We start from the raw sequence: 20,562 nt of genomic DNA on the forward strand, positions 1-20,562 counted from the left end.
ATCCTACTGGATGTTCAGCTTTTTCTGTAGCGATGAAATCTCTTTTTCCAGCTGAGTTTTTGCTTTGATCGCTTTCGATAGTGCTAGTGCATCACGAACCGCTTCCTTATCGTAGGTTTCCAAAATGATGTAATAATATTCTTTCCCAAGGAAAACCGCTTTCAGGTTACGATCCACATGCTGGGCGATAAATTCAATTACGCCATTGTCTTTTCCGTTTCGGTACGAAACTTTTTCCCACTTGGCCTCCATAAAATCGCTGCGGTGGTTATCGGGGCTGCCAATCGGGATGGTATCGGTTTTTGCATCCTCTCCGCTATCGTAGACCCTGAGGCCTGTATGGTCGAGCCAGTTTTCGCCATGGTAGTTGCTGCTCAGATATAAATCACCCCGTTCATCCAAATGTACCTGGATGTATGAACGGTCCCAGGCACGCTGGAAAGTCTGGCGTTTGTGAATGTATTGGGTGTAACGGTCAAACTCCGTTTTCTCTTTTACAAAATTCTTTTCCAGTTCGGTAATGCGCACTTTCGCCGTGTCGAGCTCTGATTCTTTTCGTTGCAGTACTTCAAAACGAACTTCGTTCGACAGATTTTTGGCCGCATTAACAGAATACATGGCTTTGGGATATAAACCGGGAATACTGTCCATGATTGACAAGGCCTTTGACGTGTCTTGCTGAACCAACAGATTTTTTGCCTGTTCCATTTTTTTGCGCGCCAAATCTTCCTCCGACGGGCCACAAGCCGCAACAAAAAATAACAATGCTACGATGATATATTGAAATACGTGTCTCATACTTACCTTTTTGGCAAATGTAGTATTTTAGCCGCAGTTCGACGAATGATAAAACATTTTTAAGCTACCGAAAAGATGAATACCAACGCAGTAGAATTTTTTTCCAATAACCCGGTTGACAGCCAACATGCCGACAAAAAATTGATTGTTGCTGCATGGCAGCTGAAAAATCCGGATAACATGGGAAAAGTGATTCGGCTGGCACACAACGTGGGCGCAGAGCAGGTGTTGTTTATTCAGGGAAACGAGCAACAGCGTGAGTCGAAAATTAGGCGGACTGCCGGTTTTTCTTACGATCAGATGCCCTGGCAAATTATATCAGAAGATGAATTTCAGAGTAAATATCTGGATACTGTTCCGTTAACGGTTTTGGAAACCTGCGACGGAGCGCACAATATTTTCACGCAAAAGATGCCCGGGAAAACCATTCTTCTGGCGGGAAGCGAATCGCACGGAGTTCCGGCACACATCATCGAGAAAAGCGCTTGTAAAGTATATATTCCCATGCATGGCGGGTGCAAATCGATGAACATTTCGAATGCACTTTCGGTAGCGGCGTTTGAATGGCTTCGGCAACAGTACTATAAGTAAGTGGATTTAGCATTTATTTTACAATATCCATTTTGGCGCGATGTATTCCTTGATTTTATAGATTTTTTCTAATTTTAGCAAAAATCAACGCGCCATGATCACTTTAACTCAGTTGGAATATATCGTTGCGGTGGATACCTACCGGCATTTTGGCAAAGCTGCCGAAGCCTGTTTTATCACGCAGCCAACATTGTCCATGCAAATTAAGAAGCTCGAAGAAGATATGGAAATCATCATCTTCGATCGCAGCAAACAGCCACTGATCCCTACCGATGTGGGTGCGCGGATCATTGAGCAGGCCCGTGTGGTACTAAAACAGGCCGATGAAATCAATAACATTGTAAAAGATCATAAGAACCAGGTTTCGGGAATGTTGCGAATTGGAATTATTCCAACGCTGGCTCCTTATCTTTTGCCCGTTTTTATCGGCGCTTACAAAAAGAAATACCCCAATATTTTCATTAAAGTAGTAGAAGCAACTACCGAGAATATTGTGCAACTTATCAATAAAGATTTAATTGATGTTGGTATTCTGGTTACGCCGCTGAAAGAAGAAAAGATTATTGAAAAGCCTGTGTTTTATGAGGAAATGCTGATTTATGCAAATGCCAGTCATAAATTACACACGCAAAAGGAAGTGACGGTACAAGACATTGCTACCCCGGAAATCTGGTTGTTGAGCGATGGGCATTGTTTCCGCGACCAGGTGGTGAATCTTTGTTCGTACCTGGGAACTACCGACAGTCAGCTGCCTTTCCATTTTGAGGCCGGATCGCTCGAAACACTGATGAACATTGTTGACAGGGAGGGCGGGCTGACGCTGATTCCGGAGCTGGCCAAAGCAACCATGTCGCAAAAGCGGGCCTACAATGTGGTGAATTTCACCAATATTAAACCGCTGCGGGAAGTAAGTTTGGTGTATTCCCGTCATTTTGCCAAGCATAAGCTGATCAATCTGCTGTGGAACGAAATGCGCGAAGTAGTGCCAAAAGAGTTGCAGGATGCGTCGCGCGGAACAATTGTGGAATGGAAATAAAGGGCTATTTGCTGTGAATACCGAAAGCCGGTTTCATTTCAGCAAAAAAGTATTGCGATAAGATTTTTATTAAAAAGCGGAAAAGGTATTGGAAAATAAAATTTTTATTTACCTTTGCGCCGCTAAATGCGGATGTGGCGGAATTGGTAGACGCGCTAGACTTAGGATCTAGTACCTACGGTGTGGGGGTTCGAGTCCCTTCATCCGCACAATTTTACCGCCGACCTTCCTGTTTAGGTAAGAGTTGGCGGTTTTAATTTTAGGTAGAAAGCAATTAATTTAAGAAAGTAAAAATGAACATTACCAGGGAAAACATCGACAATGTAAATGCTGTGATCAACATTGCCATTGAAAAAGCCGACTACGAAAAACAAGTGGCGGATGTTTTGAAAGACTATCGTCAAAAAGCTTCTATCCCGGGATTCCGACCTGGAAAAGCACCAAAAGGACTTATCCAGAAAAGATTCGGAACAGCTGTTTTGGTCGAAGAAGTAAACAAATTGCTTTCTCAGAATTTGTCAAAATACATGGTGGAAGAAAAACTTCCTATCCTGGGAGAACCACTTCCCAACGAAGAAAAACAGGCTCCGATCAACTGGGAAACCGATGAGAATTTTACTTTCTCATTCGATGTTGCCTTGGCTCCTGAAGTAAAAGTTTCGTTGGACAAAGACAACAAACTCAAATACTACAAAATAGCTGTTTCTGATGAAATGATTCAGCAACAGGAAGAAATGGCTGCCAATCAGCTCGGTGAAAATGTTCCGGTTGAAGAAGCAACTGAAACCAGCTCTGTACGTGGCGACTTTGTTCAGATCGATGCAGAAGGAAACGATGTAGAAGGTGGTATTGCTCCAAAAGGTGTAATCCTGGCGGTTGACAGAATCAAAGACGCAGACATCAAAAAATCATTTGTTGGTTGTAAGAAAGAAGATATCATCATTTTCGATCCGGTAAAAGCGTTCGAAAACCGTCACGAAGTGGGTCACATGCTGAACATTAAGCATGGAGAGGCTGACGAACTGAACAGCGAATTTAAATTTACGGTAACCGAAGTGCTTCAGTTCCAGAAAGCAGAATTGAACGAAGAGCTGTTTAAAAAACTTTATGGTGAGGATACTGAAGTAAAAACCATTGATGACTTCAGGGCAAGAATCAAAGAAGAGATCGCAAGAAGTTTGGTAAGTTCTTCTGATTATAAATTTGCTGTCGACACCCGCGACGCTTTGGTAGAGCAAGCCAATCTTGAATTACCTGAAGCATTCCTGAAACGCTGGTTGAAAGAAGTAAACAAAGAGTTGACAGAAGAGCAGATTGACCAGGATTTTGACGGTTTTATGAAAGACCTGCAATGGCAACTGATTAAAGATACAATTGCTAAAGAAGGTGACGTAAAAATTACACCGGAAGAGGCAGAAGATTTTGCCAAAAGCGTTGCATTGGCTCAATATCAGCAATACGGTATTTACGATGTTCCGGAAGAGCAGTTGGAGTCGTTTGCAAAAATGATGCTTGAGAAGCCGGAAGAAAACGAACGCATCTACAAAAAACTTCATGAAGACAAAGTAATTGCTATCGTAAAAGAAAAGGTTACTGTTGAAGAAGAAGAAATCTCTCAGGAAGAGTTTACAAAAATGATGCAATAGGGCTAGATCGGCCTGTTTCACATAAAGGAAATATAGCTCCTGCGAAAAGGTAAGAGCAAAGAACTTTTTTATAACTTTGTGAATCGTTTAAAATAACTGATTTGCAAAGTTTTTTTATTAAGTGGAACGAGCACAGTAAAAAAGCCTTTTAGTAAACAGGGACATTAGACTATGCGAGTTACATGAGTCTCCATTAAAATAAACAATTATTGACGAATGAAATTATAAAATGGAAAATCACAACGAATTTAAAAAATATGCGATGGGTCATGCCGGTATTAGCAGTATGACTTTGCACAGGTATAACTCGATGTACGGAGCTTATATCTCTCCAACCATTATTGAAGAGCGTCAGTTGAATGTTGCTTCAATGGACGTATTCTCTCGTTTGATGATGGATCGTATTATCTTTTTGGGTGTACCAATCGATGATACAGTGGCCAATATTATTCAGGCGCAGTTGTTGTTCCTCGAATCAACTGATCCGAGCAAGGATATTCAGATCTATTTTAATTCGCCCGGTGGTTCAGTTTACGCAGGTTTAGGTATTTACGATACCATGCAATATATCACAGCCAACGTGGCTACTATTTGTACCGGAATGGCCGCATCGATGGCAGCCGTTTTAATGACTGCCGGTGCCAAAGGAAAACGTTCGGCGCTGAAACATTCGCGGATCATGATTCATCAGCCAATGGGTGGTGCGCAGGGGCAGGCTTCTGATATTGAAATCACTGCACGCGAAATCAAAAAAATCAAGAATGAACTGTACTCTATTATTGCAGAACATTCGGGACAAACTTTTGAACAGATTGAAAAAGACTCGGACCGTGATTACTGGATGACAGCACAGGAAGCTGTTGATTATGGTATGATCGACGAGATTTTGGTACGTAACAGGAAATAATGTCAAATAACAAAAACATGGACAAGTGCTCGTTTTGCGGACGGGAGAAGAATGAGGTGAACTTACTCATTGCTGGGATCGACGGGCATATTTGTGACCGGTGTGCCGATCAGGCTCACTCCATTATTCAGGAGGAATTAAAAAGCAACAACAGCTTTGATCTGGATGGGATTCAGCTGATGAAGCCAAAAGAAATCAAGGAATTTCTGGATCAGTATGTGATCGGGCAGGATCGTGCCAAGAAAATACTTTCGGTTTCGGTCTACAATCACTACAAGAGATTGACACAACACGTTAGTGACGACGATACGGAGATTGAAAAATCAAACATCATTTTGGTGGGTGAAACCGGTACAGGGAAAACCCTGCTTGCCAGAACCATCGCCCGGATGTTGCATGTTCCGTTTACCATTGTCGATGCCACCGTTTTAACCGAAGCCGGTTACGTGGGCGAAGACATTGAAAGTTTACTAACCCGTTTGCTGCAGGCTTCTGATTACAACGTGGAAGCGGCCGAACGCGGAATTGTGTTTGTGGATGAGATCGACAAAATTGCCCGCAAATCGGATAATCCGTCGATTACCCGTGATGTTTCAGGCGAAGGTGTTCAGCAGGGTCTTTTGAAACTTCTGGAAGGTTCGGTTGTAAACGTCCCTCCGCAAGGGGGTAGAAAGCATCCGGAGCAGAAACTGATTCCGGTGGATACCAAAAACATACTTTTTATTTGCGGTGGCGCTTTCGACGGAATCGAGCGGAAGATTGCCAACCGATTAAATACAAAGGTTATTGGATATAGCGCAGCCAAGGAAACCGATCGCATCGAACGTGAAAACCTGTTGCAGTATGTTTCGCCGCAGGACCTGAAATCGTTTGGTATGATTCCGGAAATCATCGGGAGGTTGCCTGTATTGGCTTACCTCGATCCGCTGGATAAAGAAACGCTGCGTAATATTCTTACCGAGCCCAAAAACTCGATCATTAAGCAATATAAAAAGTTGTTTGAGATCGATGGAATTAAGCTTGAATTTGAACCCGAAGTACTGGACTACATTGTAGAAAAGGCCATCGAGTTTAAGTTGGGGGCACGCGGACTTCGTTCCATTTGTGAAAACATTATGAACGACGCCATGTTCGACATGCCTTCGGAAGAAATAGATCACTTCCTGATCTCGAAGGAATATGCAGCGGATAAGCTGGATAAATCGAGTTTACAGCGATTAAAAGCAAGTTAATATACTTGGCCCTGGCAGAAATGTCAGGGCTTTTTGTTTAAATAAAATGCAAATCACAGCCATAATTCTTACCGGAGGAAAAAGTAGCCGCATGGGAACCGACAAAGCATTGCTTGAATTAGATGGGAAAACGCTTTTGTCTCGTGCTGTTGACTTGTGCAGTCAATTCTGTGATGAAATTCTGATTAGCTCTGATGCGGAAGAACATCGGGTTGGTTCGTACCGTTTGGTGGAAGATGAGGTAAAAGACTGTGGCCCGATGGGAGGTATTTATTCTTGCCTGAAAGCGTCTTCCAATCAGTGGAACTTCGTGTTAAGTGTGGATGCTCCTTTTGTTACCAAAGATTTTATAGCGTTTCTGAAAGGAGAAACGAATAATTTTGATGCTGTTGTTCCCCTTCACGACGGGAAAAAAGAACCTCTGATTGCCTTTTACCGCAAGACAGTTCTTTCGCAAATCGAAGTAAAAATAGGGGAGGGCAATTACAAGTTGCATTTTCTTTTACAGGAAGTCAACACCAATTTTGTTGAATCGGGCGAGTGGTTTAAAAAATATCCTGAGTTGTTTCGAAACCTGAATTATCCGGAAGATATAGGTAACATTATGTTATAAAACACATTATTATAGAAAAATAAAAACTACTTTCAATACTCTCGAATATCAACTAAATCAAAAATTATTATGAAACTCAAAACACTCATTTTATTCGCCGTAATTTTCGCGCTCTTCAGTTTTAAAAGCGATAAAACAAAGCTGAATGGAACCTGGAAACTTATCAGTCAGGAATTAGTCCGAAACGGGCAAAGTAGAATCGCTATTCTGGATCAAGCGAATGGCGGACAGCTCAAAACCTGGTCGGATAAGTATTTTATGTTTGTTGGCAAAAGTGTCATCGGCCAGCAACTTATCAATAATTATGGAGGAGGGACTTACGATTTGTCTGGACATGTTTATACAGAAGAAGTCCTCTATCACAATGTTCCCAACTTTCTGGGAAGAAAAGTGCAACAGTATCTCGAAATAAAGGGAGACACACTTTATCAGGTTTACCTGTTTTCTCCACTTGACAAAGATGGTAATTATGATAAAAATAACTGTAACATAGAAAAATACGTTCGTGTGGACTAATCAAAAGCTATTTTGTCAAGAGCATCTGAAATGATAATCTAAATCAATAATTATTATGAAACTCAAAACACTCGTTCTTTTAGCCCTAATCTTTGCACTTTTTAGTTTTAAAAGCGATAACACAAAATTGAACGGAACCTGGAAACTCATCAGCCAGAATCTAGTCCGAAACGGAAAAAGCAACGTGGCCATTACGGATCAGGTTAATGGGGAAGTACTAAAAACCTGGTCCGATAAGTATTTTATGTTTGTGGGGAAAAGTAGCAACGGATTTCAAACTCAGCATTATGGAGGTGGAACATATGAGTTATCTGGAAATGTATATACTGAGAACATCCAGTATCATTATACTCAAGTCTTCCGGGGGAGGACAATCCAGCAGTACGTAGAACTTAAAGGAGATACGCTTTATCAAATTTTTCCGCTGGATGCGAATGGTCATTATGATAAGGACAACTGCAACATCGAAAAATACGTTCGTGTGGATTGAACTGGCTTTCCTTGTTTTTATCTGAAATACGGTTTCCATTATAAGCTGGTCGACCTTGAAGATTTTTGATTCTTCAAGGTTTTTTATGGAATGCGTTGCATGTAAAAACTCACTTCAATTGATATTACTTCCATTCCGGAACGATGCACTTACTACTTCTGTTTTTGAGAAGTTCATCGAAATGATTAAGACTTTTTTGCATTACGGCCGAATTTTCGTCGTGGCAGGTAAGGCAGGCTCCCACGGTGAGGATGCGCTGCTGCTGTTGCTCGTCGAAGGGGAAAAGATCGGAGCGGGTGGCTACTTTCTCAGTGCGGGTTTTCATAAAATCTATCCAGGCATCGGCCGGTAACCCGTCGTGCGGATCGGCTGCATATTTCGAGTTGAATTCCCATTTCCCTTTCCCATTGGTAATGATATAGTTGAGATCGCCTTCTCCGTAGCCCAATGCCACCGGGTCGTTGTGGCAACTTACGCAGCTTCTTCCTTTAGCTGAAGTGGTGTGTGGCGAAGCAGGAGCATACAAACGATGGAAAATTTCTGGATCGTTCTCGTTGCCCGTGTACGATTTCAGGTCAATGGTCATAATCATTCCCGGAATAACCGGAACGACTTCTGTTTTGTCTTTTGATTTTCGAACGCCCAAGGTTGGCAGTTTGGCCTCGTACTGCCCGATGTATTCCACCCAGGTACCTTTCTGTTCGTGGTTTTCAATCATGTTGTATCCACGCTCGTTGACATCGTAGGCATTGTGACAACCAATACAGGTGGGGGCCCACGACGTGTGGCAACTGGAGCAAGTCAAACTGGAATGTGCTTCGTTTCGGGAGCAAACGGCTGCCGGCGCCCGCATGGTCATTTTGACACCACTGTTTTTGGTGATGAAATACACCGAGTCGTTTTCAACATAAGTGTTGATCAAGGCTCGCTTGTGTTTTTCGGTCAGCAATAATTTCTTCCCGGCAATATTTCCAAAACGAAGCGCTGCAATAATCGCCGATTCATTATCGAGGTTTTCAGCTGCAATGGTCCTGGGTTCATCGTCAATGTGGCAATCCGAGCACTGAACATCCTGTTGGTTTTCCTGGTGCGCATAATGATTCCCGTCGCCCATTAATTCGTATGAATGGTGGCAATCGATACATTCCAAACCGAGTTTGTGATGCACATCTTCCTGCTTTTTCACAAACACACGTTCTCCTTCAATGAGCCGGTAATTGGCCGAGTCGGGCATTTCTTCTTTGGTCAGCGTAGTTTCGTGCCAGCCCTCGTAATTAGTCGCAATACGTCCCGAGCGGCTGTGGCAACCAAAACAGTGGTTATTTGTGATTTTTAGGCTTACTTCGGGGTGGGCCTGCATCATTTCGCCATTGTTCTCAGCCAGTTCTTTTTCAGCCTGCGGACTGTAGTTTAAGTGGCAGGCCAGACATCCTCCGCCACGGCTAAACTCGTTAACCGGGCCCGGTTCGGTTTTGGGATTTCCAAGGTGGCAACGCACACACAAATTACGTAAATGTTCATCGGCAGCTGAATTTCCCAACTGGCTCACATGCGCAGGTTCATCGGGATTATCCTGTTCATTAAAAACAAAACGATTGACACTGATCATACCGCTTAAGGTGGCCATTAATCCGGTTGGAACCCGTTCTGTAATCTGCGGATGACACTGTGTGGTTCCACACGATTGTTTGGCAGTTGACAGATTGCCCGGAATAAGAATCATGTTGCGATGCGACTGTTCCTTTCCGGTGGCAAACGGATTTCCGGCGTGGCACGAAATACAGCCGATTGCTTCGGGCCGGTGCGAATCCGTAAAACCATGTGTTCCGGTATGGCAAGCTAGGCAACTTTCTTTCCTCCCCTGGATAGCGGGAGATGCAATGGCTTCATTCAATTCAAAATCGGGTGAAAAATTAACGCTTGGCGTTCTGAAATTATGAAGTACTTCAAATTTATATTCCTGGCTCCACGGGGTTGTCCATTTCCAATTTTGTCCTCTGAAAAACAGTCCAATGATGGTGAGGACGGAATACAAACCAACGAAAATGAGCAACGAACGTTTACTCAAAAACATGGTTTTATCTTTTGCCGAATTGGCGAGGTAAACCAACACGAGAACAGCAAGGAAGATCAGAAGCGACCATTCCGGATGCCTGAGCCAGTGCAGTATTTCCTGAAAACCCACAAAATACCACGGTCCTTTTACGGCAGGATTTAAGTTGTCGTGAAGCGGAGCGCTTAAAAGGTAACTTAAGATAAAAAGTCCTGCTGCTGATGCAACAAAATCCAAAGCCGGGGGCCAGAATTTGCGGCCGTGTTCCACCATTGCTATCGCAATAAACACAGTGAACGTGGCAATGTGATGAACGTAAATCAACTGATAGCTTTCCGGATCACCCAAGAGCGAAAACGCCAGTGATTTCCCAATTAAAGGCAGACGTTCAGAAAGCGTTTGTAAAATCTGCCGGGCTTGCTGACTGTCGGCATCTCCCTTTAACAGAAAGCCGGTGATCATGGCCAGAAAAATGATTAGCACCGCGAGGCTCAGCCGGAAAGAAATACCTTTTTTAAGCCCGATCTTTTCCTTGTAGTGGTAATGTTCGTAAAAGTGAATGAGGCTAAAAATCAGAAAGAATTGAGAGCTCCAGTAGTGGTAGTTTCGCGTAAGCGAAGCCCACGGATTTACTACCATAATGTTACTGATGCTCAGGTACGGATCTTTTACATCGAAGGGAATGGCCAGCGCAACGCCGGAAAACACTACCAGCCAGAACATGGCCAGCGCCAAAGTGCCAAACGTTGTTTTGTTTTTCTTTTGGCCCATTTTACGCTCCGATTATAATGTTTTTGCCATCGTCAGATATCTGAGAAGGAATGACATTCAGGTTTTTATATGCGGGGCCTTTCATTACTTCTCCCTGCAGATTGTATTCCGAACCATGACAGGGACAAACCAGGCGATCGCCTTCATATTTGTCAATTTTGCATCCGAGGTGCGTACAATGCGCCGAAAAAACGGTGGTGGAATTGTTTTGGTTTACAATGATAAAGCGATCAGCGAACGTAACTTCCTTATTCTTATTTAAAGGGACAACACTTGTATTTTGCTGTGTTGCTTCAATGTGGTTGAGCGTTAGCTTATTCCAAACAAAGACAAAAAACGCAACGATTCCGGCAATGGCTATTTTCAGGAATGTTCTTCTGTCGTTCATCTGATAAGGTTTTGTTTGCATCCCAATAATGTGTCATTTTTTTAACATCATTGAATTTCGTTTTTGCAGACACATTTATACATTGGTTTGGCAAATATGAGATAATTTGAAACAATTTGAAACCGGGTGACTCTTTTTGTACGTCTTATGACAGTGTTTTAGCGTTGAATATCCCTTGTTAAATGTGATTTATATACAATGTTCTTTTAAACTTATGGTGAATATTGTTTTCATTCATATTATAGTATTAATGTAGCATTTGTTCTGAAATAAAATACATTATAGTATTTTATTTTGATTTTTGATTTAGTTTTTAATCGGATTTAAGTATTTGATAGACAGTTAGTAGGATTTGCATTAAAAGAGCATGTGTGTTTTATGGTATTGTTGGATTTAATTAATCTAAATTGCTTATTTTTAATGTTTTCAAATTAACATTTGACAGCTTTCTTCTACCAAAACCTTTATATATTTGCGACCATATCTATAAATGTAAATATTTAGATATACATATTGCAATATTGATGAAATAGAAGAATGGCAAACTTATTTGCCTGATCATCTTAAAAATATTTCACAAATGAAGACAAGACGGGATTTTATCAAAATTTCAGCAGTTGGAACCGGTGCAGCGGCCCTTAGCTTAAAAGCTTTTGGTTCGAATGGATTTGGCCTGTTCAAATCGGAACCTGACGGGCCGGTGAGCGATGAAGACCTGACTCCTTATCCTACCTACTGCGAAGTTTGTTTCTGGAAATGCGCCGGTTGGGCGTATGTTGACAAAAGTGGCCGTATTCGGAAAGTGATCGGAAATAAAGAAGATCCACATTGCAACGGTCGTTTGTGTCCGCGTGGTACAGGTGGTATAGGAATGGTTTATGACGAAGACCGTTTGAAAACTCCACTGATCCGCGAAACTAAAAAAGACGGCAGCCAGTATTTTCGGGAAGCAAGCTGGGAAGAAGCGCTGGATTTGGTGGCCGGCAAAATGAAAGAGGTAAAAGAAAAATACGGACCGGAAGCTTTTGGGCTGTTTAATCATGGTACGCCGGGTGGACATTTTCATCATCTTTTGCGTGCCTACGGTTCTGAAACCAATGCCGAACCGGCTTTTGCCAATTGTCGCGGGCCACGTTCTTCTGCCTATTATTCTACTTTTGGCGCCTACATTGGTTCGCCTGAGTCGACCGATATTCGCGATACACGCTGCCTGGTGCTGATCGGGTCGCACCTGGGCGAGAACATGCACAATTCGCAGGTTCAGGAGATGTCGGAAGCAATTGATAACGGCGCAACGATCATCACGGTCGACCCTCGTTTTTCAACTGCTGCAGCACATTCGAGCTACTGGCTTCCGATTAAGCCGGCAACTGATATTGCTTTGCTGATGGCATGGATTCATGTGTTGATTTATGAAGGACTTTATAATAAAGAGTTTGTTGAAAAATATACGTTTGGTTTCGATTACCTGAAAGAGCATGTTAAAAACATGACTCCGGAATGGGCATACGGAATTACGACGATCGAGCCGGAACAAATCCGCAGAACTGCCCGCGAAATGGCCGGTGCTGCACCAGCAGTAGTGGTTCACCCTGGACGCCATGTGGTTTGGTATGGCGACGATACTCAGCGTGAAAGAGCGATGGCTATCCTATCGGCTTTATTGGGTGCCTGGGGAAAACGTGGAAGTTTGTATTTGCCGGAAGGAATCTCGGTTCCACACTTCCCGCAGCCGGAATATCCTGAACCGAAATGGACCTGGAAGAACCTGAATTACGGGAAATATCCGTTGGCAACAATGGGTATCACCACCGAATTGCTGAAAGCATCAATCCCAAGATATAATTACGAACACCAGGTAAAAGCCTGGCTGGTGGCTGGAACGAACCTGCCACTATCGATGCCGGATAAGCCCTTGTTTAAAGAAGCAGCAGCTTCTGTGGAATTTATCGCGGTAATGGACACCATGCCAATGGACATTACTGGTTATGCTGACGTAGTATTCCCTGAAGCTACTTATCTGGAGCGGTACGATGTTATTCGTTTGGCACCAAACCGCGAACCCAACATTGCATTGCGTATGCCGGCCATCGAGCCAAAATACGATTCCAAACCGGGTTGGTGGATTGCCAAACAAATTGGTGAACGCCTTGGGTTGCACGATTACTTTAACTACGATGATTATGCTGAAGTGATCGACTGGCAGCTGAAAAAGCTGGGGACTTCGCTTGAAGAGATGAAGAAGATTGGAGTGAAGAAGTTCCCGAGAAAGAGCGGTCCGCTTTACCTTGGTGACGGAGAAGATTTTACTTTCAATACCAATACCGGTAAAGTAGAATTGTACTCTACTGATTTTGCCGACCACGGATTCGATCCGATGCCAAAATATACCAGGCATCCGGAACCACCGCAGAATTTTTACCGACTGATATATGGCCGTGCTCCGATGCACACCTTCAGCCGTACTTCAAACAATCCGAACCTTTCGGATTTGATGAGCGAAAACAGCGTTTGGGTAAATCCGAAAGTAGCTGATTTGTGGGGCTTGAAAAAAGACCAGAAAGTGTGGCTGAAAAACCAGGATGGCGCCATAACATCGTTCCCGGTAAAAGTGAGGGTAACAGAAAGAATACGCTGGGATTCGGTGTACATGGTTCACGGATTTGGACACAATAACAAAAAACTCTCGAGAGCATTCGGGCGCGGTGCAGCCGATACTGAAATGATCACCAACGTGGCAGTTGACCCGATAATGGGAGGAACCGGTATGAGAGGAAACTTTATAACATTCTTAACAGAAGATCCTGCACTGGAAGGAAAGGAGGTTAAAGCATGAGATATGCAATGGCAATTGACACAAAAAAATGTGTCGGGTGTGGCGACTGTGTAGTAGCCTGTCAAACAGAAAATAATGTGCCTCACGGCTATTGTCGCGACTGGATTGTGGAAAGCGTTGACGGAACGTATCCAAGCATCAGTTTGGAATTTCGTTCGGAGAGATGTAATCATTGCGATAATTCTCCCTGTGTGCGTTGTTGCCCAACGGGTGCCAGTCACATCGAGGAAGGTGGAATTGTAACGGTAACACACCATAAATGTATTGGTTGCGGCGCATGTATTCAATCGTGCCCGTACGATGCCCGTTACTCGCATCCCGATGGTTATGTAGATAAATGTACGTTCTGTTTGCATCGTGTTCAAAAAGGACAAAATCCGGCCTGTGTGGATGTTTGCCCAACCCGCTGTCTGCATTTTGGCGATCTCGACGATCCGAATAGTGATGTTTCACTGGCCATCAAAGACCGCAAATGGAAAGTGCTGGCTCCTGAAGCAGGTACAAAACCTCAATTGTATTTTCTTACCTAATGTGGATGTAATAAGTGAATCATAACGAAATTAATATATCAGTTCAGTTGAACGTACTCACCCTGATTGAAACTGCGTTCCAATCGTCCCTCTCTACCAGTAGAGAGGGAGAAGAGGGAGAGTCGATAATTTGTAGAAACGACTTTAAGTCCTAAAAAAATAACTTATGAAGGAAGAATTATTTGTAAGTGGACGTAATATTCCGAATATTGATCCATACCTCAATATCTGGCATTGGCAAATTCCTCTCTATTTGTTTTTAGGAGGTTTGGCAGCAGGTATTCTTTTCTTTGCCGGATTTTATGTGGTTCGCGGAAAAGAAAAACAAATGCAGGCAACCGTAAAGTGGGCGCCCATTATTGCACCTATCGCACTGGTGCTGGGCTTGTTCGCTTTGTTTCTCGATCTGAAACACAAACTGTTTTTCTGGCAGTTGTACACCACCGTTAGGTTGGAGTCTCCGATGAGCTGGGGAGCCTGGACCCTGATGATAATTTCGCCCCTGGCTTTTATTTGGGTAGCCAGTTATATGAAGGAACTGGTTCCCGGTTGGAACTGGAAATTCAGTTTGCTGGAACAGTTTGAAGCATGGGTGATCAAAAACCGGCAGTATTTTGCCTGGGCTATGATGATCTACGCCATTATCCTTGGTGTTTATACCGGGATTTTGTTATCGGCCTTTAATGCCCGTCCGTTGTGGAATACTTCCATTTTAGGGCCGCTGTTTCTGGTATCCGGATTTTCAACCGGCTTGGCAACCATTATCTGGATAAGCAAAGACGAAAAAGAACGCAAGAAATTGAGTCGTATCGACCTGATATTTATTATCATCGAATTATTCCTGATTACTCACCTGTTTATGGGCTTCAAAGCCGGTTCGGAAACTGCGATTGAAGCTGCCAACCTGTTTTTGGGCGGACCGTTTACCGTTAGTTTCTGGGTGTTTGTGGTGATTCTTGGGTTGATTTTCCCTGCTGTTTTGGAAACACTCGAAATTTGGGGATTTCACGTACCGAAATGGTTACCGCCGGTAATGATTTTGATTGGCGGATTAATGTTCCGTTTTATTATGGTGGAAGCCGGACAGATCACACGCTATTTGTACTAAATCAAAAAATATCATAAACATGAATGTAAATAATACCATCGATAATCAGCCAAAATATATCAATCCATACCTGGGAGGAGTATTGTTAGGGCTGTTGATCCTTGCAACCGTTTATATTACAGGAAGAGGGCTTGGAGCCAGTGGCGCTATCAAAAGTGCGGTGGTAACCACGTCAAATACGATTGCCCCGGCGGCAACAAAGTCCAATAACTATATGGGCAAATTTGTTAGCGACGACCATTCTCCGATGTACACCTGGCTGGTTTTTGAATCGCTTGGAGTTTTACTTGGCGGGTTATTGTCGGGGATGCTTTTTGGCCGTGTTAAAAAGTTCAGAACCGATCGCGGACCTCAAATTACCAACCGGAAACGTTTATTCTGGGCTTTAATAGGAGGTGCACTTTTTGGAATAGGGAGTCAGTTTGGCCGTGGATGTACAAGTGGAGCGGCGTTAAGCGGAACTTCAACTTTTGCACTGGGAGGTGTGATCGTGATGTTCTCCATTTTTGGAACCGGGTACATCATCGCTTACTTCTTTAGAAAATTGTGGATTTAGAAGAAAGTTGGCAGTCGCAGTGAACAGTTTCCAGTGGCGAATCTACTGAGAACTGAGACTGAAAACTAAGACTGAGAAAATATGACTTATCATTTTATACATATAACATTCAAAAAAGATAAAATATGGGACCATTAATTCCTAACGGTATAATAGGCGACGGATGGGATTTTGTAATCGCTATCTTAATCGGTATTGCTTTTGGATTTATTCTTGAAGCAGCAGGCTTTTCTTCATCAAGAAACCTGGCCGGAGTGTTTTATGGCTACAACTTTGTTGTGCTTCGCGTATTTTTTACCGCACTTATCGTTGCCATGGTTGGCATCATGTATTTTGATTACCTGGGTTGGCTCGACCTTTCAAAAATATTTATTCTTCCTACTTATTTAGGACCGATGATCGTTGGTGGAGTTATCATGGGATTTGGCTTTATTCTGGGGGGCTATTGCCCGGGAACAAGTTTTACCGGCGTAGCCATCGGCAAGCTCGATGCCTTGTTTTTTACGATCGGTTTGTACGTCGGAATTTTTGGCTTTTCGCTGGCTTTTCCGCTGTTCGAGAACTTTTATAACAGTGGCTCGCTTGGAAATGTAACGCTTACCGATGTTACCGGAATTCCGGCTTCCTACTTTGCATTGGCATTTACGGTAGTCGCCCTTGCAGCTTTCTGGGGAACCATGTTTATCGAGAAACGCGTTCGTAAGAATATGAAACAATATAAATTCTAGAACGATGAACAGAAATTATATTATTCTGACCCTAATAATGCTCATTCTGGCCTTTGGAACCTTGTTTCTGAAAATGGATGATGAGCTCGATCAGGTTGATCCCGAAATTTTGCTTCAGGAAATTATTCAGCCAACAAGGTACGTAACTACCGACCAGGTAGCAAAAATGATTATCAAAGGCGATCCTTCGCTGATGCTGATTGATGTAAGGAACGAAGAAGATTTTCAAAATTATTCTTTACCACGCTCTGTTAATATTCCGCTGGATAGCTTGTTGAATCCTGAAAATCTTTCTTATCTCGGAATTAAGGGAACGAAAGTGGTTTTTGTTTCCGACGACGATATTAAGGCCGACCAAATGTGGGTGCTGACCAAACGCTTAGGTTATAAAGGAACTTACGTTATGAAGGGCGGTTTGAACTGCTGGATGCAGACCATTATCGAACCACAGCAACCTTCAGGCGATGCTTCTTATGCCGACCAGGAAACCTACTCGTTCAGAAAAGGGGCACAGATGTATTTCACAGGCGCAAGCGCCGAATCATCTGATGATGCGAAAGTGGAAGTTCAGGTGCAAAGAAGAGAGAAGTCGAGTGTGGCAGCCGGTGGCTGTTAATTGAAATTTGTAAAAATCAATACCATGCATATACATGAATTAAATCCGTGGAGAACGCTAATTGCTCTTTCTGCTTTTGTGGTTCTTCTGATCGTTGGTTTCTTAACCATGCACAAACCGCTGCTTACTTACGAGAAAAGTATGAGTGAAAGCGTGGCTGCACTTGAAGATTCGGACGCTTATTTTTATCCCTGGCAGCTGGAAGATGTAATCGGGAATAAAGCTGGAAACATCGTGCTGTTCGATATTCGCGACAATTTTGTTTTCGGGCAGGGACACATTCCCGGAGCAGAAAATATGTCGGCCAATAATCTGACCCGCGAAGAAAATATTGAGCGTTTAAAAGCATTACGCGACAACGGAACAACCGTGGTTCTTTATGGCGAAGACGAATTGCATGCAAACGGACCATGGATGTTGTTTCGTCAGGTGGGATTTAGCAATGTAAAGTTGCTGCTAGGGGGTTACCGGTATTATTTCGAACACAAAGACGACCTCGCCGCTACCAAAAACGATGATTCGTATAAAAAAGGCATCGCACGTTTTAATTATGCAGAAATGGCGGCTCCCGAAGACGGGACCGGAGTTAAGCATGTAGCTAAGCAACCGGTACAGGTTGAGCGCCGGCAAAAATCAAACGTTGCTGCCGGAGGTTGTTAAAAAAACCATACAAGTATATATTTCTGAAAGTCCCGGTGAGTTTTTTACCGGGATTTTTTGATTTAGCTGAAAAGAAATTGCGCGCTGATTACGCCGATTAATGCAGAACGATTTTAGGGTTCAGCGCTTGGTCAACATTCCAATAATCCCGGAGGGATTGCATGTTTATAGCGCCCGGGGCCCACTCCCGTCGGAGTCGAATTTCCCATTGAACATGTTTGCTGCTATAAACATTCGAATCCGCTGGATTCTGTTCTCAAAAAGCATTTCTTTCGTTCAATCTTCCCGTTGATTCCGTTTTGAATTGGGTATCTATACATTTTTGCTTTTCTGTTTTTATCTCAAGAATCCTTAGGGCGCCACTGATTTTGCTGATTTGCGTAGAAAAGAACTTGCTCGCAATTATTTTTAAGTGATCAACATCGAAAGGACCACGCAAACCCGAGAAATATTCTTCGGGATTATTGTTTGGAATCATTTTTGTTTACCGTCAACTACAGTTATTTTTATAGACTCAAAAAAGAAAATTCACATGTCAAGAATCCTGGTAATTGATGATGAAAGAAGTATCCGGAATACTTTAAAAGATATTCTGGAGTACGAGAAGTACGAAGTTGATCTGGCAGAAGACGGAAACAAGGGCCTGGAAATGATCCGCGCCGGGGAATACGATATTGTTTTGTGCGATATTAAAATGCCGGGACTCGATGGGATTGAAGTGTTGGAACGAATGGTGGTACTGGCTCCCGATACTCCGGTGGTGATGATTTCCGGCCACGGAAACATTGATACCGCTGTCGACTCGATTAAAAAAGGCGCGTACGATTACATCGAAAAACCGCTTGATCTGAATCGACTGTTGATTACCATCCGAAACGCGATGGATAAATCGACCTTGGTAACGGAAACCAAAATCCTAAAAAAGAAGGTCAGTAAAAAATACGAGATCGTTGGTGAATCGGAAGCTATTTCTGAGATTCTGGATATGGCTGACAAGGTGGCTCCAACCGATGCACGTGTGCTGATTACCGGTGCAAATGGTTCCGGTAAAGAATTGGTAGCGCGTCGTATTCACGAGCAAAGTAACCGGGCTTCCGGTCCGTTTGTGGAAGTGAACTGTGCAGCTATTCCATCCGAGTTGATAGAGAGTGAATTGTTTGGCCACGAAAAGGGTGCTTTTACTTCGGCCGTAAAACAAAGACTTGGGAAATTTGAACAGGCAAATGGCGGAACACTTTTTCTCGACGAGATTGGAGACATGAGTTTGTCGGCGCAGGCCAAAGTGTTACGCGCCCTGCAGGAGAATGTGATCAGCCGGGTAGGCGGCGACAAGCACATTAAAGTGGATGTGCGCGTTGTGGCGGCAACCAATAAAAATCTTTCGGTTGAAATTGAAAACCACAATTTCCGTGAAGACCTTTACCATCGTCTGAGCGTTATTCTGATCAAGGTTCCGGCGCTAAACGAACGCCTGGAAGATATTCCTTTACTCGCCAACCATTTTATTCAGCAGATTTGTAATGAATACGGAATGCCGGTGAAGACGATCACCGAAAATGCGATTGCTGAGTTGCAAAAAATTAACTGGACCGGAAATATCCGTGAGTTCAGAAATGTGATCGAGCGACTGATTATCCTTTGCAACAACGAAATTACAGAAGCGGATGTATTAAAATTTGCAGCTCCGTTAAAATAGAAATCGGTGTTAACGGAGTAAAATAATTAGTAAGAAGCAGATTGTTTCACTGCGTTCGCAATGACAATATATTGAAATGATTAAAGGAAGTAAAGGAATTGGTTGGCGGTAGAGCCGCCAACCAATTCCTTTACTTCTAATTTTAATAAATCATCTGTTATTGCCGGCCTCGCGAAGCAATCTCACGTTATTTCGAGTCTGCGTCGAAAAAAAATCAAATAATTTTTGGAATCACAAACAACTTTCCCCCTTTGTTGTTAACTATGGTACAAGTGCCGAAAATGGCGCTTATTTAAGCGTGTTATATAAGATATTAGCCTCTGGTTTCGGAAGTCAATTTGTCATGGCGTATTATTAATCTTTCCCTCGGGAAAATATTTCTTCCGTTTTCAGAGGCTTTTCTTTGTATGAAAATCAAGAAAGAATGCGCTTTAGATCAGTTCAAATTTCATGTGCAATTCTTTTTTCCGAAGAAGGCATGGAGCATGCTGCAAAGTTCATGTTTCCGATATGGGCTTGAGTGGGCGCTGGCCTCTTTTTATCGCGCCTGGAATCGAAGCAAAACTTCTAGTGAGAGCGGGAAGCTCCGAAGAATTGAGGAGATCACCCGTCCGAACTTAAGTTTTGTAAAGATGGAAGGTGAAGGTAAAAAGCAGCCTTGAACTTTCTGCATACTCTTTGGGGCAAGCCAAAGAGTATGGCCGCCGGCTGGCAAATTATAACAAATATTTTCCTTTTAGAGGAACTAAAATCTATGCTTGGAAAATGAAATCTACCGAATTTTACAGATG

21 protein-coding genes and 1 tRNA gene are annotated in these 20,562 nt (G+C 43.0%); 18 read left to right on the forward strand and 4 right to left on the reverse strand.

Annotated elements, in window-relative coordinates; translation table 11 throughout:
• Nucleotides 1-3 precede the first annotated feature (3 nt).
• Complete coding sequence (locus MR764_RS00390) at nt 4-798, reverse strand: hypothetical protein (protein ID WP_247977401.1); 795 nt, start codon at nt 796-798, stop codon at nt 4-6.
• 75 nt (nt 799-873) lie between these two features.
• On the opposite strand from MR764_RS00390, the gene MR764_RS00395 reads away from it, so the two are divergent.
• The 9 genes from MR764_RS00395 to MR764_RS00435 all read left to right on the forward strand — a co-directional run bounded on the left by MR764_RS00395 (nt 874) and on the right by MR764_RS00435 (nt 7,829).
• Nucleotides 874-1,389: a TrmH family RNA methyltransferase gene (locus MR764_RS00395; RefSeq protein WP_247977402.1), complete on the forward strand. Its 516-nt coding sequence runs from the start codon at nt 874-876 to the stop codon at nt 1,387-1,389.
• Nucleotides 1,390-1,483: 94 nt separating this feature from the next.
• A complete protein-coding gene (locus MR764_RS00400) occupies nt 1,484-2,425 on the forward strand; it encodes a LysR substrate-binding domain-containing protein (protein WP_247977403.1) in 942 nt (313 codons plus the stop codon).
• Between the two features lie 128 nt (nt 2,426-2,553).
• Nucleotides 2,554-2,634: transfer RNA gene (locus MR764_RS00405), tRNA-Leu, on the forward strand.
• A gap of 84 nt (nt 2,635-2,718) precedes the next feature.
• Nucleotides 2,719-4,071, forward strand: a complete 1,353-nt coding sequence (tig, locus tag MR764_RS00410; protein WP_247977404.1) for a trigger factor — start codon at nt 2,719-2,721, stop codon at nt 4,069-4,071.
• A 229-nt stretch (nt 4,072-4,300) separates the two neighbouring features.
• Entirely contained in the window at nt 4,301-4,978 is a 678-nt protein-coding gene (gene clpP / locus MR764_RS00415; RefSeq protein WP_282189084.1) for an ATP-dependent Clp endopeptidase proteolytic subunit ClpP, read from the forward strand.
• Nucleotides 4,978-6,210, forward strand: a complete 1,233-nt coding sequence (gene clpX, locus MR764_RS00420) for an ATP-dependent Clp protease ATP-binding subunit ClpX (RefSeq protein WP_247977405.1) — start codon at nt 4,978-4,980, stop codon at nt 6,208-6,210. Before clpP ends, clpX begins: the two co-directional genes overlap by 1 nt.
• Nucleotides 6,211-6,256: 46 nt before the next feature.
• Nucleotides 6,257-6,823, forward strand: a complete 567-nt coding sequence (locus MR764_RS00425; protein WP_247977406.1) for a molybdenum cofactor guanylyltransferase — start codon at nt 6,257-6,259, stop codon at nt 6,821-6,823.
• A gap of 69 nt (nt 6,824-6,892) precedes the next feature.
• A complete protein-coding gene (locus tag MR764_RS00430) occupies nt 6,893-7,339 on the forward strand; it encodes a hypothetical protein (RefSeq protein WP_247977407.1) in 447 nt (148 codons plus the stop codon).
• A gap of 55 nt (nt 7,340-7,394) precedes the next feature.
• Nucleotides 7,395-7,829 (forward strand): lipocalin family protein, encoded by a 435-nt coding sequence (locus tag MR764_RS00435; RefSeq protein ID WP_247977408.1) that lies wholly within the window; start codon nt 7,395-7,397, stop codon nt 7,827-7,829.
• 124 nt (nt 7,830-7,953) lie between these two features.
• Here the strand turns inward: MR764_RS00435 and MR764_RS00440 are convergent, their stop codons facing one another.
• Nucleotides 7,954-10,653 (reverse strand): hypothetical protein, encoded by a 2,700-nt coding sequence (locus tag MR764_RS00440; protein ID WP_247977409.1) that lies wholly within the window; start codon nt 10,651-10,653, stop codon nt 7,954-7,956.
• Between the two features lies 1 nt (nt 10,654).
• Nucleotides 10,655-11,041, reverse strand: a complete 387-nt coding sequence (locus MR764_RS00445) for a Rieske (2Fe-2S) protein (RefSeq protein WP_247977410.1) — start codon at nt 11,039-11,041, stop codon at nt 10,655-10,657.
• 580 nt (nt 11,042-11,621) lie between these two features.
• Between MR764_RS00445 and MR764_RS00450 the strand changes: the two genes are divergently transcribed.
• The 7 genes from MR764_RS00450 (at nt 11,622) to MR764_RS00480 (ending at nt 18,075) form a co-directional block, all read left to right on the forward strand.
• Nucleotides 11,622-13,877: a molybdopterin-dependent oxidoreductase gene (locus MR764_RS00450; protein WP_247977411.1), complete on the forward strand. Its 2,256-nt coding sequence runs from the start codon at nt 11,622-11,624 to the stop codon at nt 13,875-13,877.
• Between the two features lie 8 nt (nt 13,878-13,885).
• A complete protein-coding gene (locus MR764_RS00455) occupies nt 13,886-14,407 on the forward strand; it encodes a 4Fe-4S dicluster domain-containing protein (RefSeq protein WP_247977412.1) in 522 nt (173 codons plus the stop codon).
• Nucleotides 14,408-14,573: 166 nt separating this feature from the next.
• Nucleotides 14,574-15,515: an NrfD/PsrC family molybdoenzyme membrane anchor subunit gene (nrfD, locus tag MR764_RS00460; protein WP_247977413.1), complete on the forward strand. Its 942-nt coding sequence runs from the start codon at nt 14,574-14,576 to the stop codon at nt 15,513-15,515.
• Between the two features lie 19 nt (nt 15,516-15,534).
• On the forward strand, nt 15,535-16,071 hold the full coding sequence (locus MR764_RS00465; RefSeq protein ID WP_247977414.1) for a YeeE/YedE thiosulfate transporter family protein: 537 nt from the start codon (nt 15,535-15,537) through the stop codon (nt 16,069-16,071).
• 125 nt (nt 16,072-16,196) lie between these two features.
• Nucleotides 16,197-16,799: a YeeE/YedE thiosulfate transporter family protein gene (locus MR764_RS00470; protein WP_247977415.1), complete on the forward strand. Its 603-nt coding sequence runs from the start codon at nt 16,197-16,199 to the stop codon at nt 16,797-16,799.
• Nucleotides 16,800-16,803: 4 nt separating this feature from the next.
• Nucleotides 16,804-17,415 (forward strand): rhodanese-like domain-containing protein, encoded by a 612-nt coding sequence (locus tag MR764_RS00475; RefSeq protein ID WP_247977416.1) that lies wholly within the window; start codon nt 16,804-16,806, stop codon nt 17,413-17,415.
• A 24-nt stretch (nt 17,416-17,439) separates the two neighbouring features.
• A complete protein-coding gene (locus MR764_RS00480; protein ID WP_247977417.1) occupies nt 17,440-18,075 on the forward strand; it encodes a rhodanese-like domain-containing protein in 636 nt (211 codons plus the stop codon).
• Nucleotides 18,076-18,331: 256 nt separating this feature from the next.
• Here the strand turns inward: MR764_RS00480 and MR764_RS00485 are convergent, their stop codons facing one another.
• Entirely contained in the window at nt 18,332-18,553 is a 222-nt protein-coding gene (locus tag MR764_RS00485; protein ID WP_247977418.1) for a hypothetical protein, read from the reverse strand.
• A 54-nt stretch (nt 18,554-18,607) separates the two neighbouring features.
• Between MR764_RS00485 and MR764_RS00490 the strand changes: the two genes are divergently transcribed.
• Nucleotides 18,608-19,771: a sigma-54 dependent transcriptional regulator gene (locus MR764_RS00490; RefSeq protein ID WP_247977419.1), complete on the forward strand. Its 1,164-nt coding sequence runs from the start codon at nt 18,608-18,610 to the stop codon at nt 19,769-19,771.
• A 407-nt stretch (nt 19,772-20,178) separates the two neighbouring features.
• Nucleotides 20,179-20,433 carry a hypothetical protein gene (locus MR764_RS00495; protein ID WP_247977420.1) on the forward strand — a complete coding sequence of 85 codons (255 nt, stop codon included), beginning with the start codon at nt 20,179-20,181 and terminating at the stop codon, nt 20,431-20,433.
• The last annotated feature ends 129 nt before the right edge of the window (nt 20,434-20,562 follow it).

Origin of the sequence: Maribellus sp. YY47 (assembly GCF_023111095.1) — a bacterium.
In the GTDB taxonomy this organism is placed as follows: domain Bacteria; phylum Bacteroidota; class Bacteroidia; order Bacteroidales; family Prolixibacteraceae; genus Draconibacterium.

Bases quoted from the DNA above. Each gene is read 5' to 3' on its own strand.
- MR764_RS00485 (WP_247977418.1), bottom strand. From the start codon at position 18,553: ATGATTCCAAACAATAATCCCGAAGAATATTTCTCGGGTTTGCGTGGT.
- tig (WP_247977404.1), top strand. From the start codon at position 2,719: ATGAACATTACCAGGGAAAACATCGACAATGTAAATGCTGTGATCAAC.
- MR764_RS00430 (WP_247977407.1), top strand. From the start codon at position 6,893: ATGAAACTCAAAACACTCATTTTATTCGCCGTAATTTTCGCGCTCTTC.
- MR764_RS00435 (WP_247977408.1), top strand. From the start codon at position 7,395: ATGAAACTCAAAACACTCGTTCTTTTAGCCCTAATCTTTGCACTTTTT.
- MR764_RS00390 (WP_247977401.1), bottom strand. From the start codon at position 798: ATGAGACACGTATTTCAATATATCATCGTAGCATTGTTATTTTTTGTT.
- MR764_RS00395 (WP_247977402.1), top strand. From the start codon at position 874: ATGAATACCAACGCAGTAGAATTTTTTTCCAATAACCCGGTTGACAGC.
- MR764_RS00400 (WP_247977403.1), top strand. From the start codon at position 1,484: ATGATCACTTTAACTCAGTTGGAATATATCGTTGCGGTGGATACCTAC.
- MR764_RS00470 (WP_247977415.1), top strand. From the start codon at position 16,197: ATGGGACCATTAATTCCTAACGGTATAATAGGCGACGGATGGGATTTT.
- clpP (WP_282189084.1), top strand. From the start codon at position 4,301: ATGGAAAATCACAACGAATTTAAAAAATATGCGATGGGTCATGCCGGT.
- MR764_RS00445 (WP_247977410.1), bottom strand. From the start codon at position 11,041: ATGAACGACAGAAGAACATTCCTGAAAATAGCCATTGCCGGAATCGTT.
- MR764_RS00465 (WP_247977414.1), top strand. From the start codon at position 15,535: ATGAATGTAAATAATACCATCGATAATCAGCCAAAATATATCAATCCA.
- clpX (WP_247977405.1), top strand. From the start codon at position 4,978: ATGTCAAATAACAAAAACATGGACAAGTGCTCGTTTTGCGGACGGGAG.
- MR764_RS00440 (WP_247977409.1), bottom strand. From the start codon at position 10,653: ATGGGCCAAAAGAAAAACAAAACAACGTTTGGCACTTTGGCGCTGGCC.
- MR764_RS00490 (WP_247977419.1), top strand. From the start codon at position 18,608: ATGTCAAGAATCCTGGTAATTGATGATGAAAGAAGTATCCGGAATACT.
- MR764_RS00480 (WP_247977417.1), top strand. From the start codon at position 17,440: ATGCATATACATGAATTAAATCCGTGGAGAACGCTAATTGCTCTTTCT.
- MR764_RS00425 (WP_247977406.1), top strand. From the start codon at position 6,257: ATGCAAATCACAGCCATAATTCTTACCGGAGGAAAAAGTAGCCGCATG.
- MR764_RS00475 (WP_247977416.1), top strand. From the start codon at position 16,804: ATGAACAGAAATTATATTATTCTGACCCTAATAATGCTCATTCTGGCC.
- nrfD (WP_247977413.1), top strand. From the start codon at position 14,574: ATGAAGGAAGAATTATTTGTAAGTGGACGTAATATTCCGAATATTGAT.
- MR764_RS00495 (WP_247977420.1), top strand. From the start codon at position 20,179: ATGAAAATCAAGAAAGAATGCGCTTTAGATCAGTTCAAATTTCATGTG.
- MR764_RS00455 (WP_247977412.1), top strand. From the start codon at position 13,886: ATGGCAATTGACACAAAAAAATGTGTCGGGTGTGGCGACTGTGTAGTA.
- MR764_RS00450 (WP_247977411.1), top strand. From the start codon at position 11,622: ATGAAGACAAGACGGGATTTTATCAAAATTTCAGCAGTTGGAACCGGT.